Annotated in this window: 15 protein-coding genes and 1 other annotated feature; all 15 genes read right to left on the bottom strand. The window is 42.4% G+C overall.

Going from position 1 to position 17,868, the window contains the following annotated elements; genetic code table 11:
* Positions 1-17: 17 nt before the first annotated feature.
* Positions 18-647, bottom strand: a complete 630-nt coding sequence (gene rplC / locus C6Y03_RS17635; protein WP_012008703.1) for a 50S ribosomal protein L3 — start codon at positions 645-647, stop codon at positions 18-20.
* Positions 648-684: 37 nt separating this feature from the next.
* Positions 685-993, bottom strand: a complete 309-nt coding sequence (gene rpsJ, locus C6Y03_RS17630) for a 30S ribosomal protein S10 (RefSeq protein ID WP_003156464.1) — start codon at positions 991-993, stop codon at positions 685-687.
* Between the two features lie 218 nt (positions 994-1,211).
* Positions 1,212-2,171 (bottom strand): alpha/beta fold hydrolase, encoded by a 960-nt coding sequence (locus C6Y03_RS17625; RefSeq protein WP_106039695.1) that lies wholly within the window; start codon positions 2,169-2,171, stop codon positions 1,212-1,214.
* A 110-nt stretch (positions 2,172-2,281) separates the two neighbouring features.
* Positions 2,282-3,472 (bottom strand): elongation factor Tu, encoded by a 1,191-nt coding sequence (tuf, locus tag C6Y03_RS17620; RefSeq protein ID WP_034283892.1) that lies wholly within the window; start codon positions 3,470-3,472, stop codon positions 2,282-2,284.
* A gap of 118 nt (positions 3,473-3,590) precedes the next feature.
* Entirely contained in the window at positions 3,591-5,669 is a 2,079-nt protein-coding gene (gene fusA, locus C6Y03_RS17615; RefSeq protein WP_034665610.1) for an elongation factor G, read from the bottom strand.
* A gap of 54 nt (positions 5,670-5,723) precedes the next feature.
* The gene (gene rpsG, locus C6Y03_RS17610; RefSeq protein ID WP_003216884.1) at positions 5,724-6,194 is read right to left on the bottom strand and encodes a 30S ribosomal protein S7; all 471 of its coding nucleotides are present in this window, start codon (positions 6,192-6,194) and stop codon (positions 5,724-5,726) included.
* 120 nt (positions 6,195-6,314) lie between these two features.
* Positions 6,315-6,734, bottom strand: coding sequence for a 30S ribosomal protein S12 (rpsL, locus tag C6Y03_RS17605; RefSeq protein WP_003216962.1), 420 nt, complete (start codon positions 6,732-6,734; stop codon positions 6,315-6,317).
* Between the two features lie 112 nt (positions 6,735-6,846).
* Positions 6,847-7,095 (bottom strand): 50S ribosomal protein L7ae-like protein, encoded by a 249-nt coding sequence (locus C6Y03_RS17600; protein WP_034665612.1) that lies wholly within the window; start codon positions 7,093-7,095, stop codon positions 6,847-6,849.
* Positions 7,096-7,239: 144 nt separating this feature from the next.
* The gene (gene rpoC, locus C6Y03_RS17595) at positions 7,240-10,839 is read right to left on the bottom strand and encodes a DNA-directed RNA polymerase subunit beta' (protein ID WP_034665614.1); all 3,600 of its coding nucleotides are present in this window, start codon (positions 10,837-10,839) and stop codon (positions 7,240-7,242) included.
* Between the two features lie 61 nt (positions 10,840-10,900).
* Positions 10,901-14,482, bottom strand: a complete 3,582-nt coding sequence (rpoB, locus tag C6Y03_RS17590; protein WP_003217223.1) for a DNA-directed RNA polymerase subunit beta — start codon at positions 14,480-14,482, stop codon at positions 10,901-10,903.
* A gap of 255 nt (positions 14,483-14,737) precedes the next feature.
* Complete coding sequence (locus tag C6Y03_RS17585) at positions 14,738-15,343, bottom strand: class I SAM-dependent methyltransferase (protein WP_044139657.1); 606 nt, start codon at positions 15,341-15,343, stop codon at positions 14,738-14,740.
* A gap of 96 nt (positions 15,344-15,439) precedes the next feature.
* A complete protein-coding gene (rplL, locus tag C6Y03_RS17580; protein WP_106039694.1) occupies positions 15,440-15,805 on the bottom strand; it encodes a 50S ribosomal protein L7/L12 in 366 nt (121 codons plus the stop codon).
* 41 nt (positions 15,806-15,846) lie between these two features.
* Positions 15,847-16,347, bottom strand: coding sequence for a 50S ribosomal protein L10 (gene rplJ, locus C6Y03_RS17575; RefSeq protein ID WP_034665618.1), 501 nt, complete (start codon positions 16,345-16,347; stop codon positions 15,847-15,849).
* A gap of 69 nt (positions 16,348-16,416) precedes the next feature.
* Positions 16,417-16,557 (bottom strand) — a sequence feature (ribosomal protein L10 leader region).
* 48 nt (positions 16,558-16,605) lie between these two features.
* Positions 16,606-17,304 (bottom strand): 50S ribosomal protein L1, encoded by a 699-nt coding sequence (gene rplA / locus C6Y03_RS17570; RefSeq protein ID WP_034665623.1) that lies wholly within the window; start codon positions 17,302-17,304, stop codon positions 16,606-16,608.
* Positions 17,305-17,403: 99 nt separating this feature from the next.
* Entirely contained in the window at positions 17,404-17,829 is a 426-nt protein-coding gene (gene rplK, locus C6Y03_RS17565; protein ID WP_003216956.1) for a 50S ribosomal protein L11, read from the bottom strand.
* Positions 17,830-17,868: the final 39 nt, after the last annotated feature.

Genomic DNA, 17,868 nt, shown 5'->3' with positions numbered 1-17,868 from the left:
CTCCTTTCCTAAGAGAGTTATTTAGATTTAACTGCACTCTTTACAGTTACTAGAGATTTTTTAGCTCCTGGTACATTTCCTTTGATCAATAGTAGATTGCGTTCTGCATCAACTTTAACGATCTCAAGGTTTTGGACAGTGATTTGCTCTCCGCCCATACGACCTGGAAGAAGTTTACCTTTGAATACTCGGTTTGGATCAACAGGTCCCATTGAACCAGGACGACGGTGGTAACGTGAACCGTGAGTCATTGGTCCGCGTGATTGTCCGTGGCGCTTGATAGCCCCTTGGAATCCTTTACCTTTTGATGTTCCTGTTACATCTACGATATCTCCATTTGCGAAAATATCAACTTTGACTTCCTGACCAACTTCATACGCATCTAACTCCGCACCGCGTAATTCTTTTACGAAGCGCTTAGGAGCAGTTTCCGCTTTAGCAACGTGGCCCTTCTCTGGTTTGTTAGAAAGCTTTTCACGTTTGTCGTCAAAACCGATTTGGATTGCTTCATAGCCATCCGTGTCAGTAGTCTTCTTTTGAAGAACAACGTTAGCAGCAGCCTCAACAACAGTTACAGGGATAAGATCACCGTTTTCTGCGAATACTTGCGTCATACCAATTTTTCTACCTAAGATTCCTTTGGTCATTAGTCACACCTCCTATAATATGTGTTTTCTATTTGAATTAAAGTTTGATTTCGATATCTACACCAGATGGTAAATCTAAACGCATAAGTGCATCAACTGTTTGTGGAGTTGGATTCACGATGTCGATTAGACGTTTGTGAGTACGCATCTCAAATTGCTCACGAGAATCTTTGTACTTATGCACCGCACGAAGGATTGTGTAAACTGATTTTTCAGTTGGAAGCGGGATTGGACCAGATACACTAGCACCAGAACGCTTAGCCGTTTCAACAATCTTCTCAGCAGATTGATCAAGAATTCTATGATCATATGCTTTTAAACGAATACGAATTTTTTGTTTTGCCATTATTTTCCCTCCTTTTCGCCTACTTACGTTAGACAGTTCTCCGTGAGAAAAACCTGATCACCTTGCCATGGCAAAGCGGCCGGGTGTGTCAGCAACCTCTCACTTCATCGCAGTCAAAGACCAACATGCACTATTGTACCAAATTGGCCTGCGTGTTGCAATAATAAATCGGATAAATTTATGATTTGCACACTTTTCATATTATACAGGGGTTCAGCCTATAAATCAAGCTTTCCCTGAAGATGATGTACAGCAGTCTTTTTTATGGTACGGATAAATTCTTCTGGTTCTTCTAGATGCGGGGAATGTGCAGATTCTTTAAAGGTGAACCATTCTTTGATTGGTGCTGTTAATTGGTCAACATATGGTTTTGATACAGCAGCTGGTGTAATCATGTCATATGCGCCAATGATAAAGTAGCAAGGTATTAATATAGTAGAAACTCGGTATTCAATGCTCTCATTCATCAATTCATCCCATAGCATGTCCTGACTAAACTTCTGTCCTTTAAGGAACTTCCACTTATCTTTCAGCTGATATTCCTTACTAAAAAGAAATCCGCGCAGCATTTGAATAAGCGGCCTCCACCTATGTGTGAGACCTACGCTGCCGAGCTCTTTATATAGAGAGAACAGAGCATGAGCTGATATTCGTTTCCACGGAGGAGGCGTCAGTAATCGCAGGCACCAAGTAAACAACCGATTCCGATGGTATTTCTCCAAAAGGAGCTCGTACGACATAATATCTTCTTTTAATACATCTACTACCTGACTAATTCCATAATAAGCATGATATAGATCTGGACGCTTATGTACTGCTTGTATGGCGATTAGTGATCCCCATGAATATCCTGCGATGTACAATTTTGATTGACCTAGATATGAAAGGACTTTCTCTGTCAGTTCAATCGTATCTTCAATAAATTGCTGAATGGTCATGGAAGTATCGGGGAGATTCTTTTGATAGGAAAGTCCCGCGCCTCGCTGATCCCAATGAACTACTGTAAAATCTTGATTAAGTTCCTCATGAAACGAGTCGATATAGCTAATTTGAGCGGAGCCGGGCCCACCGTGTAAAAATAAAAGAACAGGTTTCGCTTCATTTGTGTGATCTTCTTTGATCATAATCCATTGGTCAACCCCGCCGATTAACCATTTCTTCAAATATATCTTCGCCATTCCAGTGATCCTCTCGGTTCCAATTAGATTCTATAGCTTATAGTAGCCGTTCTGATCTGGAAAAGCAAAAAAAGAGACCCTTTTGCAAGGAGTCTCTTTTATATGTTTTATTACTTAATGATAGTTGAAACGACGCCAGAACCTACAGTACGTCCACCCTCACGGATAGAGAAACGAGTTCCTTCTTCGATAGCGATAGTAGAGATAAGTTCAACTTCCATCTCAGTGTTATCGCCAGGCATTACCATTTCAGTACCTTCTGGAAGATGTACGATACCAGTTACGTCAGTTGTACGGAAGTAGAACTGCGGACGGTAGTTAGCGAAGAATGGAGTATGACGTCCACCCTCTTCTTTAGAAAGTACATAAACTTCAGCTTTGAAACGGCTATGTGGAGTGATTGTACCTGGTTTAGCAAGTACTTGACCACGTTGGATATCTTCACGAGATACACCACGAAGTAGTGCACCGATGTTGTCACCAGCTTCAGCATAGTCAAGAAGCTTACGGAACATTTCAACACCTGTAACAGTTGTTTTACCGTTTTCTTCTTGAAGACCGATGATTTCAACTTCGTCACCGACTTTAACTTGTCCACGCTCAACACGACCAGTAGCAACTGTTCCACGACCAGTGATTGAGAATACGTCCTCAACTGGCATCATGAATGGCTTCTCAGTGTCACGCTCTGGAGTTGGGATGTACTCATCAACCGCATCCATAAGTTCGAAGATTTTTGCTTCGTAATCAGCATCACCTTCAAGAGCTTTAAGAGCAGAACCTTTGATAACAGGTACATCGTCACCAGGGAAGTCATAGTCAGAAAGAAGGTCACGAACTTCCATTTCAACAAGTTCAAGTAACTCTTCATCGTCAACCATGTCACATTTGTTAAGGAATACTACGATGTATGGTACACCTACGTTACGAGAAAGTAGGATGTGCTCACGTGTTTGTGGCATTGGACCATCAGCAGCAGATACTACTAAGATCGCGCCGTCCATTTGAGCAGCACCAGTGATCATGTTTTTAACATAGTCAGCGTGTCCTGGGCAGTCTACGTGTGCATAGTGACGAGTTTCAGTTTCATACTCAACGTGTGCTGTTGAGATTGTGATTCCACGCTCGCGCTCTTCTGGAGCACCATCGATTTGGTCATAAGCCATAGCCGTACCTTTACCAGATTTCTTATGAAGAACTGTTGAGATAGCAGCAGTTAGAGTTGTTTTACCATGGTCAACGTGTCCAATTGTACCAATGTTAGCATGCGATTTGGAACGGTCGAATTTTTCTTTAGCCATTCTAAAAATCCTCCTTAAAGGTTCATTGTATTTGGTATAGAGTGATAGAAAGTGAAGAGTTACCTCTCACTTTCTGATCTTCAATAGTAGTTATACTTTAGTTTAAAGGCAAAATCAATTATTCACCTTTATTTTTTTTGATGATTTCTTCACTGATGCTCTTAGGCACTTCTTCGTAGTGATCCATGTGCATAGTGAAAGTACCGCGTCCTTGTGTATTAGAACGGAGTGCAGTTGCATATCCGAACATTTCAGAAAGTGGAACCATTGCGCGAACAACTTGAGCGTTACCGCGAGCTTCCATACCTTCTACACGTCCACGACGAGATGTGATATCACCCATGATGTCTCCCATGTATTCTTCAGGGATAACGACTTCCACTTTCATCATTGGCTCAAGTAGAACTGGGTTACATTTGCTGACAGCATTTTTCAATGCCATAGATGCAGCAATTTTAAACGCCATTTCGTTAGAGTCAACGTCGTGGTAAGATCCATCAAATAATTTTGCTTTGATGTCGATTAATGGGAATCCAGCTAATACACCATTTTCAAGTGAATCTTCAAGACCTGCTTGAATAGCTGGAATGTATTCACGAGGAACAACCCCACCGACGATTGCATTTTGGAATTCGAAGCCTGCGCCTTCTTCGTTTGGTTCGAATTCGATCCAAACGTGTCCGAACTGACCACGTCCACCAGACTGACGTACGAATTTACCTTCAACTTTTGCACCAGAACGGAATGTTTCACGGTACGCAACTTGAGGAGCTCCTACGTTAGCTTCAACCTTGAACTCACGCTTCATACGGTCAACAATGATATCAAGGTGAAGCTCACCCATACCAGAGATGATCGTTTGACCAGTTTCAGTGTTTGTTTGTGTACGGAATGTTGGATCCTCTTCAGCTAGTTTAGCTAAAGCGATACCCATTTTATCTTGGTCAGCCTTAGACTTAGGCTCGATTGCTACATCGATAACTGGCTCTGGGAATTCCATAGACTCAAGGATAACAAGACTTTTCTCGTCACAAAGAGTGTCACCAGTTGATGTATCTTTAAGACCTACAGCTGCTGCGATATCCCCTGCATATACAGTAGAGATTTCTTCACGGCTGTTTGCGTGCATTTGAAGGATACGTCCAACACGTTCACGCTTGTTCTTAGAAGAGTTCTTCACGTAAGAACCAGAATCAAGTGTTCCAGAGTATACACGGAAGAAAGTTAGTTTCCCAACATAAGGGTCAGTCATTACTTTAAAAGCAAGGGCTGCGAATGGTGCGTCATCAGTAGACTCACGTACAACCTCTTCATTTGAATCTGGCAAGGTACCTTTGATTGCAGCAACATCAGTTGGTGCAGGAAGGTAATCAAGCACAGCGTCAAGTACAAGCTGAACACCTTTGTTTTTGAAAGCAGATCCAACAAGAACTGGATAGAATTCAACATTCAACGTTCCTTTACGGATTGCAGCTTTCAATTCAGGAATTGTAATTTCTTCACCCTCAAGGTATTTTTCCATAAGCTCTTCGTCAAGCTCAGCGACAGCTTCAATTAGGCTGTTGCGAAGCTCTTCAGCTTTGTCTTTATACTCAGCAGGGATTTCTTGTGCATCAGAGCGAGTTCCAAGGTCATCTTCGTAGAAGTATGCTACGTTTTCTACAAGGTCGATGATTCCTTCGAATTGATCTTCAGCGCCGATCGGCAATTGAATTGCATGAGCGTTCGCTTGAAGACGATCTCTTAATGTGCCTACAGAGTAAAGGAAGTCCGCACCTGTTTTATCCATTTTGTTAATGAATACGATACGAGGTACTCCGTAAGTTGTTGCTTGGCGCCAAACTGTTTCAGTTTGTGGCTCTACACCTGATTGTGCATCTAGAACAGTAACCGCACCATCAAGTACACGTAAAGAACGTTCAACTTCAACTGTGAAGTCTACGTGTCCTGGTGTATCGATGATGTTTACACGGTAACCTTTCCATTGTGCTGTAGTAGCAGCAGAAGTGATTGTAATACCACGTTCTTGCTCCTGCTCCATCCAGTCCATTTGGGAAGCTCCTTCGTGAGTTTCGCCAATTTTATGGATACGACCAGTGTAGTATAAGATACGCTCAGTCGTTGTCGTTTTACCGGCATCGATGTGAGCCATGATACCAATATTACGAGTTTTGTCTAAGGAGAACTCTCTTGCCATTGGGTAATTTCTCCTTCCTTATTAGGGAATAGTTTTTTTAGTTTGGTATAAATCCTACCAGCGGTAGTGAGCGAATGCTTTGTTCGCTTCTGCCATTTTGTGTGTATCTTCACGTTTCTTAACAGCAGCACCAGTGTTGTTAGCTGCGTCAAGGATTTCGTTAGCAAGACGCTCTTCCATCGTTTTTTCTCCACGAAGACGAGCGTAGTTTACTAACCAGCGAAGACCTAAAGTAGTACGACGGTCTGGGCGAACTTCTACAGGAACTTGGTAGTTGGCTCCACCTACACGACGTGCTTTAACTTCAAGAACTGGCATGATGTTTTTCAAGGCTTGTTCGAAAACCTCCATCGCTTCATTACCAGTACGTTCTTTGATGATATCAAATGACTTGTAGAGAATTGTTTGTGACTTTCCTCTTTTACCGTCGATCATCATTTTGTTGATCAAACGAGATACAAGTTTAGAATTGTAAATTGGATCTGGCAATACGTCTCTTTTTGCTACAGGACCTTTACGTGGCATCTGATAGCCTCCCTTCTCATTTAAAAGGATTTCTATCTGTCTCTCATCTCAATATCATTGTCAGTTGCCTGACTCCACTGATCTGATATCAACTTCTAAAAACCCTTATGTTTGTTTGTATTATTTGCTTTGTTTAGGGCGTTTTGTTCCGTATTTAGAACGTCCTTGCATACGACCGTCAACTCCGGCAGTATCAAGCGCACCACGAACGATGTGGTAACGTACACCCGGTAAGTCTTTTACACGTCCGCCACGGATAAGTACTACACTGTGCTCTTGTAGATTATGTCCGATACCAGGAATGTAAGCTGTTACCTCAATCAGGTTAGACAAACGTACACGAGCATATTTACGTAGTGCTGAGTTTGGTTTTTTCGGTGTCATTGTACCGACACGAGTACAAACCCCGCGCTTCTGTGGAGATGTTACGTTAGTGTGCTCTTTTTTGAAACTGTTGTATCCTTTGTTAAGTGCAGGAGACTTTGAGTTTTCAACTTTACTCACGCGTCCTTTGCGTATTAGCTGATTAATTGTAGGCATGTTGTTATTCCTCCCTTCGTTGCTTTTTTTATAACCCACATACCCAGGTGGTTCATCAAAAGGCAAAAAACAATGCTTTTGCATTTACACATGCAAAAACAAAACAAGTACGCTATAACATAATGGCAACAGCTGCTGCCCCAACTTCAATTCCGCAGGCTTTGCCGAGCTTTTTCATGGAATCTACCACTAAAATGTCTACACCCTTCTCTTGCGCTAGTTTTATTACACTAGCTGTTAAAGCAGGATCAGCATCTTTCGCTACGACGATTTCCTTTACTGAATCTCGTTTCAGAGCTTTTACTGTTTGCTTCGTACCAATAATAATGGATTGAGCCTGTGATACTTTATCATAAGACATCGAATATCCTCCAAAGTAACAGGTTTTATTTTGAGCACCTTGGTTATATTATCATCATGGCAGAAGGATGTCAATATCATATGACAGATTATCTTGACATCCTTCACCATTTTTGATGATTTTATAGGAATCTCACGAGAAAGATTACTCTACAGGAACCATATCGTCAGACGGCTGCACTTGTGAAACCGGCTTAACCTTACGGTAGTTTGGCATTCCTGTTCCAGCTGGAACAAGTTTACCGATGATAACATTCTCTTTCAAGCCAAGCAGTTCATCACGTTTTCCTTTGATCGCCGCATCTGTTAGGACACGAGTCGTTTCTTGGAAGGATGCCGCAGACAAGAATGAGTCTGTTTCAAGCGATGCTTTTGTAATACCAAGAAGAACTGGACGGCCTGTTGCAGGACGTTTGCCTTCGAATAGTACTTTTTTGTTCGCTTCAGTGAATTGATGTACATCAAGAAGTGTGCCTGGTAATACATCTGTATCCCCTGCATCAGCGACACGCACTTTACGAAGCATTTGGCGAACCATTACCTCAACGTGCTTATCTCCGATTTCTACCCCTTGCATACGGTATACTTTTTGTACTTCATGAAGCAGATATTCTTGAACAGCTGTCATGTCAGTCACTTTAAGAAGTTCTTTCGGATCGATCGAACCTTCTGTCAGTACTTGACCACGAGTGACTTTGTCACCTTCAACAACTTTCAGACGCGCATTGTAAGGAGCTGTGTAAGAACGAGTTTCAACGTCGCCTTGAACCACAATTTCCTGCTGCTTGTCACGAACATCGTTAATTTCAGCAACGACACCATCAATTTCAGAAATGGTCGCTTGCCCTTTCGGATTACGCGCTTCAAATAGCTCTTGGATACGAGGTAAACCTTGTGTGATATCGTCTCCTGCTACCCCACCGGTGTGGAACGTACGCATTGTAAGCTGTGTTCCTGGCTCACCGATTGATTGAGCAGCGATGATTCCAACTGCTTCACCGACTTCAACGTCAGTACCAGTTGCAAGGTTACGGCCGTAGCATCGTTTACATACACCATGAGGCGTGTTACATGTAAATGCAGAACGGATCCATACTTCCTCAATTCCTGCTTCAACTACTTCAAGTGCTTTATCTTCATCAATTAGTTCGTTTTCGTCCACAATGACTTCGCCCGTTTCAGGATGAACAATTGGTTTTCTTGCAAAACGTCCGATCAGACGTTCTTCAAGCTTCTCAATAATTTCATTTCCTTCTCTAATGGACTTCGCCAAGATACCACGGTCTGTACCGCAATCTGTTTCACGGATGATAACATCCTGTGCAACATCGACGAGACGACGCGTGAGGTAACCTGAGTCAGCTGTTTTAAGGGCTGTATCGGCAAGACCTTTACGCGCTCCGTGAGTGGAAATAAAGTATTCCAATACGGTTAAACCTTCACGGAAACTAGATTTAATCGGAAGTTCAATGATACGTCCAGCCGGGTTGGCCATCAGACCACGCATACCAGCCAGCTGAGTGAAGTTAGATGCGTTACCACGCGCTCCAGAGTCACTCATCATGTAGATTGGGTTGACTTCATCAAGGGACTTCATCAGTTTACCTTGGATGACATCTTTAGAAGAACTCCAGATCGAAATGACTCTCTCGTAACGCTCTTCTTCAGTAATCAAACCACGTCTGAATTGCTTCAAGACGTTATCTACTTTTGCTTGTGCTTCTTCGAGGATCTTCTGCTTATCATCTAATACGACGATGTCAGACACACCAACCGTAATACCCGCTTTAGTAGAGTATTTGAAACCAAGATTTTTCATGCGATCAAGCATTTTAGATGTCTCAGTGATATGGAATCTCTTAAAGATTTCCGCAATGATTTTACCTAAAATACCTTTTTTGAACGGCGCATTGATTTCTTGTTTCTCGATCGCAGCTTTGACATCCTCACCTTTTTCAAGGAAGAAGCGGTCAGGCGTTTTTTCTTCAATATTGCTCTTTGTCGGCTCATTCATGTAAGGGAATGATTCCGGTAAGATTTCGTTAAAGATCAGTTTTCCAACTGTTGTAATCAACAATTTAGAACGCTGTTCATCAGTGAATGTCACATTCTTCAACGAGCTAGCTGCAACAGCTACACGTGTATGAAGATGCACATACCCATTTTGATAAGCTAGAAGGGCTTCGTCAGTATCTTTGAAGACCATACCTTCTCCGATAGCACCTTTACGCTCAAGTGTAAGGTAGTAGTTACCAAGCACCATATCCTGAGATGGCGTAACAACAGGTTTTCCATCTTTCGGGTTCAAAATGTTTTGAGCAGCAAGCATTAAGATACGAGCTTCAGCTTGAGCCTCAGCAGATAATGGTACGTGAACCGCCATTTGGTCACCGTCAAAGTCAGCGTTGTAGGCTGTACATACAAGTGGATGCAGACGAATTGCGCGTCCTTCCACAAGTGTAGGTTCAAACGCTTGAATACCAAGTCTGTGAAGAGTCGGTGCACGGTTTAGTAAGACTGGGTGCTCACGAATAACTGATTCTAAAACATCCCAGACTTCCGGCTGCACGCGCTCAATTTTACGCTTCGCACTCTTGATGTTGTGAGCTAAACCTTTTTCAACAAGCTCCTTCATCACGAATGGTTTGAATAATTCAAGAGCCATTTCTTTCGGAAGTCCACACTGATACATTTTCAAATGTGGTCCTACGACGATAACGGAACGTCCAGAATAGTCAACACGTTTACCGAGCAAGTTTTGACGGAAACGTCCTTGTTTCCCTTTCAGCATATGAGAAAGAGATTTCAATGGTCTATTTCCTGGTCCTGTTACTGGTCGGCCTCTACGTCCATTATCAATCAAGGCATCGACAGCTTCTTGAAGCATACGCTTCTCGTTCTGAACGATGATGCTTGGCGCGCCAAGATCTAATAAACGTTTCAGACGATTGTTACGGTTGATAACACGACGATAAAGGTCGTTTAAGTCAGAAGTAGCAAAACGTCCACCATCAAGCTGGACCATTGGACGTAATTCTGGCGGAATAACCGGAAGTACATCAAGAATCATCCATGATGGTTTGTTTCCTGAGTTACGGAAGGCTTCTAGCACTTCAAGGCGTTTAATCGCACGTGTACGACGCTGTCCTTGAGCAGTTTTCAGCTCTTCTTTCAGTGTATCTACTTCTTTTACAAGATCGATATCTTGAAGAAGTTTATTGATTGCTTCTGCACCCATAGCTGCTTGGAACGTATTACCGTATTTATCTAAATACGCACGGAATTCCTTCTCAGAAAGAAGTTGTTTCTTCTCAAGCGGTGTGTTGCCCGGATCTGTCACAACGTAAGAAGCGAAGTAAATCACTTCTTCTAACGCACGTGGTGACATATCAAGAACAAGACCCATACGGCTTGGGATACCTTTGAAATACCAAATGTGGGAAACTGGGGCAGCCAGTTCGATATGCCCCATTCTCTCACGACGGACTTTTGCCCGTGTTACTTCTACACCACAACGGTCACATACAACACCCTTATAACGAACGCGTTTATACTTTCCACAATGACATTCCCAGTCTTTTTGCGGTCCGAAGATACGTTCACAAAAGAGACCATCTTTTTCAGGTTTCAGTGTACGATAGTTAATCGTTTCAGGCTTTTTCACTTCACCAAAAGACCAAGAACGGATTTTATCAGGTGATGCGAGACCGATGTTCATATACTCAAAATTGTTCACATCTAGCAAGGGGCCTACCTCCCTTTTAATCTTCGGGTTATACCCTAGTCACTTGCTCTAATCGTTTCTGCTATTCTTTTGTGACTGCGTCACGTTCAAGATCGACAGGTGCGAGGTCTGCAGCATCTTCGTCATTAGATAACGCTAATCCGTCTGCTTTCTTCGTTTCCTCATCGTCTTCTAAATCTCTCATTTCTATCTCTTCTTCATCGCCAGATAGGATTTTGACATCCATACCTAAACTTTGAAGTTCTTTAATTAACACTTTGAATGATTCAGGGACACCTGGTTCAGGGACGTTATCCCCTTTGACGATGGCCTCGTATGTTTTCACACGACCTACAACGTCATCCGATTTAACTGTTAAGATCTCTTGAAGTGTGTATGCTGCACCGTAAGCTTCAAGCGCCCATACTTCCATCTCTCCGAAACGCTGACCACCAAACTGTGCTTTACCGCCAAGTGGCTGCTGCGTAACAAGTGAGTATGGTCCAGTTGAACGAGCGTGAAGTTTATCGTCAACCATGTGAGCCAGTTTGATCATGTACATGATTCCGACTGATACACGGTTATCGAATGGTTCACCAGTTCGACCGTCATAAAGGACTGTTTTCGCATCACGGGACATACCTGCTTCTTCAAGCGTTTCCCAAACATCTTCCTCGCGCGCACCATCAAATACTGGTGACGCAATGTGGATGCCAAGGTAACGTGCAGCCATACCCATATGAAGCTCAAGTACCTGACCGATGTTCATACGAGATGGTACCCCTAGAGGGTTTAACATGATATCAATCGGTGTTCCATCTGGAAGATACGGCATATCTTCTTCTGGAAGGATTTTAGAGATAACCCCTTTGTTACCATGTCGTCCGGCCATTTTGTCACCTTCAGAAATTTTACGCTTCTGAACGATGTATACGCGGACTAACTGGTTTACACCTGGAGGTAATTCATCTCCATCTTCACGGTTAAAGACTTTGACGTCGTGGATAATTCCGCCGCCGCCGTGTGGAACACGTAGAGACGTATCACGCACTTCACGAGCCTTTTCACCGAAGATTGCATGTAATAGACGTTCTTCAGCTGTTAGTTCTGTTACACCTTTAGGCGTTACTTTCCCTACAAGAAGGTCTCCGTCTTTTACTTCTGCACCAATACGGATGATTCCGCGCTCGTCAAGGTTGCGTAAAGCATCTTCCCCAACGTTTGGAATATCACGAGTGATTTCTTCCGGTCCAAGCTTTGTATCACGAGCTTCTGATTCATATTCTTCAATATGAATAGACGTGTAGACGTCATCTTTTACAAGGCGCTCACTCATGATGATCGCATCCTCGTAGTTATAACCGTCCCAAGTCATGAAGCCGACCATGACGTTACGTCCTAGAGCCAATTCACCTTTTTCCATTGAAGGACCGTCTGCAAGGATTTCTCCTTTTACGACTTCATCTCCAACACTTACGATTGGACGCTGGTTGTAGCAAGTCCCTTGGTTAGAGCGGACAAATTTCAGCAAGCTGTATTTGTCTAGATTTCCTTTGACTTGTTGTCCGTCAACGTCTTCATAGCGACGAACCCAAATATTTTTCGCTTCAACACGTTCTACAACACCAGGGTAGCGGCAGATAACAGCAGCACCAGAGTCTTTCCCTGATACATACTCCATACCTGTACCAACAATCGGTGATTCCGGCTGCATCAAAGGCACAGCCTGACGTTGCATGTTCGCTCCCATTAGAGCACGGTTAGAGTCATCGTTTTCTAAGAATGGGATACATGCTGTCGCTGCAGAAACAACCTGCTTTGGCGAAACGTCCATGTAGTCAACGCGGTTTCGAGGAACAACTGTGTTTTCCCCTCTGAAACGAGCAATGATATTATCATCGATAAACGAACCATCTTCACCTAATATAGCATTCGCTTGTGCTACAACGTAGTTATCCTCTTCATCAGCAGTTAAGTAATCGATTCTCGGTGTCACTTTACCTGTTTCAGGGTCAACCCGGCGGTAAGGTGTTTCAATAAAGCCGAAGCGATTCACTTTTGCAAATGAAGATAGAGAGTTGATCAAACCGATGTTTGGACCCTCTGGTGTTTCAATCGGACACATACGGCCATAGTGAGAGTAGTGAACGTCACGAACTTCCATTCCTGCACGCTCACGTGTCAAACCACCCGGTCCAAGCGCCGACAGACGACGTTTGTGCGTCAATTCAGCAAGCGGGTTTGTTTGATCCATGAACTGAGAAAGCTGAGAGCTACCAAAGAACTCTTTGATAGAAGCGATCACAGGACGGATGTTGATCAGTTGCTGAGGTGTGATCGTGTTTGTGTCTTGGATCGACATTCTTTCACGAACAACACGCTCCATTCTGCTTAAACCAATACGGAATTGGTTTTGCAGAAGCTCACCTACAGAACGCAGGCGACGGTTACCAAGGTGATCGATATCATCTGTGTCACCTACACCATGAAGAAGGTTGAAGAAGTAACTGATCGATGCAATGATGTCAGAAGGCGTGATGTTTTTCACAGCTTCCTCTACGTATGCATTCCCGATCACGTTGATCACTTGCTCGCCTTCTTGATCAGACGGTGCATAAATCTTAATAGATTGAAGTTCTACTTCATCTTCTACTACGCCACCATTTGGATAAAGCTTTCTAAATCCGATGCCGTTTTCTAAGTATGGAAGAACTTTATCAAGAACTCTTCTGTCTAAAATTTGACCTTTTTCTGCTAGAATTTCACCTGTTTCAGGGTCAACTAACGTTTCAGCCAATTTTTGATTGAACAGTCTATTTTTAATATGAAGCTTTTTATTAATCTTGTAGCGTCCAACATTAGCTAGGTCATATCTCTTCGGATCGAAGAAGCGAGAGTCTAGCAGGCTTTTCGCATTTTCAACAGTTGGCGGCTCTCCAGGACGGAGGCGCTCGTAGATTTCGAGAAGTGCTTTATCCGCATTCTCTGTATTGTCTTTTTCCAGCGTGTTGCGTAAGTATTCATTCTCGCCAATGAGGTCAAGAATCTCTTGATCAGAGCTGAAGCCGAGAGCACGCAAAAGAACCGTAACCGGCAACTTACGTGTGCGATCGATGCGTACATAGACTACATCCTTCGCATCAGTTTCGTATTCTAACCATGCGCCACGGTTTGGAATGACAGTCGCAGTAAAACCTTTTTTACCGTTTTTGTCTACTTTACCACTGAAATATACACTTGGAGAACGCACTAACTGAGAAACGATTACACGTTCCGCACCGTTAATGATAAAAGTACCTGTGTCTGTCATGATTGGGAAATCACCCATGAACACATCTTGGTCTTTTACTTCTCCAGTTTCTTTGTTAATTAAACGAACTTTTACTCTTAGTGGAGCAGAGTAAGTTACATCACGTTCTTTTGATTCTGCTACAGGATACTTAGGATCCCCTAGGCTGTAATCAATGAATTCAAGAGAAAGGTTACCAGTAAAATCCTCAATTGGGGATATATCTTGAAACATCTCTCTAAGACCCTCATCAAGAAACCACTGATAAGAAGAGGTTTGAATTTCAATGAGATTTGGTAATTCTAACACTTCGCTTATGCGTGCGTAGCTTCTGCGCTGGCGGTGTCGTCCATACTGAACTAGTTGACCTGTCAACTGATTCACCCCTCAAATCATGCGTATTATATGTGTAAAAAGTATTTCAGCCTTTCAAATGTCAGTAAAGAAATACTTTTACAAGACAAAAGAAAAAAGGGTTTCTAAAATAAGAAAACCACATCCAAAAACAAATACCGATTTTATTAGTTTTCCCAAGTATGCATAATTTATACAAAATAGTTGTTTTTTAAGCCTATCAAGCAAAATATACACATTGGCATTTTATAATGTTAACACAGCTAGGAAACTGCGTCAAACTTTTTTAGCTTTGATAATATAGTAGCCCTTTTTTTTCAATACAACCTCGACTTCTCCAAAGAGCTGTTCTAATTTTTCAATCGCAGATGGTCCGCCCTGCTTTTTCTGAATAACCACCCACAACTCACCTTCCGGCAATAAATGATCAGCACTTTTTTCAAAGATCGCATGTACAACTTTCTTCCCTGCCCGTATTGGGGGATTGGTCAGTATAGAGGCAAAAGCAGCTGATGAATGAACATTCGAGAACAAATCACTTTGATAGATGCGGACATTATCAATGCGATTATGTTTAGCGTTTTCCTTTGAAAGTTCGACTGCTCTTTCGTTCACATCAATCATATGAATGGTGCGGCTCGTCATTTCGTTTGCTAACGATAAGCCAATCGGTCCATAACCGCAACCGACATCTAAGACATCGCCATCCACGTCAGGTTCTTCAAAAGCTTCAATTAAAAGCCTTGAACCAAAGTCGACTTCTTTCTTAGAAAACACTCCACTGTCACTTGTAAAAGTAAAGGTACGGTTTCTCAAGGTGAAGTCCCATGTCTGTTTATTGCTTTTCACTGATGGCTTTTCCGTATAATAGTGGTCACTCATGATGAATGGACCTCCTCTGGATTCAATCGTTTCAGGAGAATAGAAAAGAAAAAGCCCGCCAGTAAAAGCGAGCTTTCCCAAAAGATTAGGCGAAGATTACTTAACTTCTACAGAAGCGCCAACTTCTTCAAGCTTAGCTTTAAGTTCTTCAGCTTCTTCTTTAGCAATACCTTCTTTAAGTGGTTTTGGAGTGTTGTCAACAAGTTCTTTAGCTTCTTTCAAGCCAAGACCAGTGATTTCACGAACCACTTTGATAACTTTGATTTTTTGGTCTCCAGCACCAGTAAGTACTAGATCAAAATCAGTTTTCTCTTCAGCAGCGGCACCACCAGCTGCAGCTACAGCTACAGGAGCAGCAGCAGTTACGCCAAATTCTTCTTCGATTGCTTTTACTAAGTCGTTTAACTCAAGTACAGTTGCTTCTTTAACTGAAGCAATGATTTCTTCGATATTTAAAGCCATTTGTAATTCCTCCATTTTAAGTTTTTTACGTTAAGTACGCATTAAGCGCCTTGTTCTTCTTTTTGTTCTGCAACTGCTTTAGTAGCAAGAGCAAGGTTACGAACTGGAGCTTGAAGAACGCTAAGCAACATAGAAAGTAAGCCTTCGCGAGACGGAAGTTCCGCAAGAGCCTTCACTTCTTCTACAGTCGCTACGTTTCCTTCGATGACACCAGCTTTGATTTCTAAAGCTTCGTGGCTTTTCGCAAATTCGTTGATGATTTTCGCAGGTGCGATAACATCTTCGTTACTGAATGCGATAGCGTTTGGACCTGTTAAGAAATCGTTTAAACCCGTTAGTTCAACTTGTTCAACTGCACGGCGAGTCAAAGTATTTTTGTAAACTTTGAATTCTACGCCAGCATCACGAAGCTGTTTACGAAGTTCAGTCACTTCAGAAACTGAAAGACCACGGTAATCTACAATTACAGTAGACATACTGTCTTTAAATTTAGAAGTAATTTCATCAACGACAACTTTTTTAGTATCGATTGCATTGCTCATGGTTACACCTCCTGTACATTCTTTGTGTAACACTTATACCGATCAGGCCATCACGTTCCTAACGAACGGTTCTCCATATAAAAAGCCTCCATTAAGACATGGAGGCTGTATATACAAGCATACGTTAACGTAAGACTGTGACATATACACCTCGGCGGGTTAATTAAGCCATAAGGCCCCTGCTGTCTACGGTATAAATGGACATATTCTATTTTACAACATTTTGATATTATCAAAACGATTGTGATAAGTCAAGATTTATTTTGCAGAGAAAGAAGATGGATCCACTTTCACGCCAGGGCCCATAGTAGTTGTAACAGAAACGTTTTTCACGTATACACCTTTAGCCGCTGCAGGTTTTGCTTTAAGGATTGTATCATAGATTGTTGCAAAGTTCTCAACAAGCTTTTCGTCCTCGAAAGAAACCTTTCCGATTGGCGCGTGGATGTTACCAGCTTTATCAACGCGGTATTCTACTTTACCAGCTTTGATTTCATTGATTGCTTTTTCTACTTCGAATGTAACAGTTCCTGTTTTAGGGTTTGGCATAAGACCTTTTGGTCCAAGTACACGACCGATCTTACCAACTTCACCCATCATGTCAGGTGTTGCAACGATTACATCGAATTCGAACCAGCCTTGTTGGATTTTAGTGATGTAATCAGAATCTCCAACGTAGTCTGCTCCAGCAGCTTCTGCTTCTTTTGCTTTTTCGCCTTTAGCGAACACAAGAACGCGTTGAGTTTTACCAGTTCCGTTAGGAAGTACAACTGCACCGCGGATTTGTTGATCGTTTTTACGAGGGTCTACGCCCAAACGAAAAGCAACTTCTACAGTCGCATCAAATTTCGCTGTATTTGCTTTTTTTGTAAGAGAAACAGCTTCAGCTACATCATACGCTTTAGTACGTTCGATCAGCTTAGCAGCTTCTACATACTTTTTACCTTTTTTAGCCATTATAAAAATCCTCCTTATGTGGTTTTAGCGGAATAACCTCCCACGAATAAGGGTTGCGAACTTGTCAAAACCAAACTCGCAACCCAACAAGACAATAAATTAATCTTCGATGACAATACCCATACTGCGTGCAGTACCTTCAACCATGCGCATAGCTGATTCAACGCTAGCAGCGTTTAAGTCAGGCATTTTTGTTTCCGCGATTTCGCGTACTTTATCACGCTTAACAGTTGCCACTTTATTACGGTTAGGTTCACCAGAACCAGACTCAATACCAGCTGCTTTTTTAAGTAAAACTGCAGCAGGTGGAGTTTTGGTAATAAATGTAAATGAACGGTCTTCAAAAACCGAAATTTCAACAGGAATGATAAGACCAGCTTGGTCAGCTGTACGAGCATTAAACTCCTTACAGAATCCCATGATATTAACACCGGCTTGACCTAGTGCAGGTCCAACTGGTGGAGCTGGGTTAGCTTTTCCAGCAGGAATTTGCAATTTAACAACTTTAACTACTTTTTTAGCCACGAGACACACCTCCTTAAAGTCCGTGATGTGGTAATAGGG

Source organism: Bacillus sp. LNXM65 (assembly GCF_002998575.1).
Classification (GTDB): Bacteria; Bacillota; Bacilli; order Bacillales; family Bacillaceae; genus Bacillus.
This window is presented reverse-complemented; position numbering and strand designations above follow the sequence as displayed.

What these genes read in the sequence shown, in the direction of transcription:
- C6Y03_RS17600 (WP_034665612.1), bottom strand. Translation starts at nt 7,095, where the DNA reads ATGTCTTATGATAAAGTATCACAGGCTCAATCCATTATTATTGGTACG.
- rplA (WP_034665623.1), bottom strand. Translation starts at nt 17,304, where the DNA reads ATGGCTAAAAAAGGTAAAAAGTATGTAGAAGCTGCTAAGCTGATCGAA.
- rplC (WP_012008703.1), bottom strand. Translation starts at nt 647, where the DNA reads ATGACCAAAGGAATCTTAGGTAGAAAAATTGGTATGACGCAAGTATTC.
- rplJ (WP_034665618.1), bottom strand. Translation starts at nt 16,347, where the DNA reads ATGAGCAATGCAATCGATACTAAAAAAGTTGTCGTTGATGAAATTACT.
- rpsJ (WP_003156464.1), bottom strand. Translation starts at nt 993, where the DNA reads ATGGCAAAACAAAAAATTCGTATTCGTTTAAAAGCATATGATCATAGA.
- rpsG (WP_003216884.1), bottom strand. Translation starts at nt 6,194, where the DNA reads ATGCCACGTAAAGGTCCTGTAGCAAAAAGAGACGTATTGCCAGATCCA.
- rpsL (WP_003216962.1), bottom strand. Translation starts at nt 6,734, where the DNA reads ATGCCTACAATTAATCAGCTAATACGCAAAGGACGCGTGAGTAAAGTT.
- fusA (WP_034665610.1), bottom strand. Translation starts at nt 5,669, where the DNA reads ATGGCAAGAGAGTTCTCCTTAGACAAAACTCGTAATATTGGTATCATG.
- C6Y03_RS17585 (WP_044139657.1), bottom strand. Translation starts at nt 15,343, where the DNA reads ATGAGTGACCACTATTATACGGAAAAGCCATCAGTGAAAAGCAATAAA.
- C6Y03_RS17625 (WP_106039695.1), bottom strand. Translation starts at nt 2,171, where the DNA reads ATGGCGAAGATATATTTGAAGAAATGGTTAATCGGCGGGGTTGACCAA.
- rplL (WP_106039694.1), bottom strand. Translation starts at nt 15,805, where the DNA reads ATGGCTTTAAATATCGAAGAAATCATTGCTTCAGTTAAAGAAGCAACT.
- tuf (WP_034283892.1), bottom strand. Translation starts at nt 3,472, where the DNA reads ATGGCTAAAGAAAAATTCGACCGTTCCAAATCGCATGCTAACATTGGT.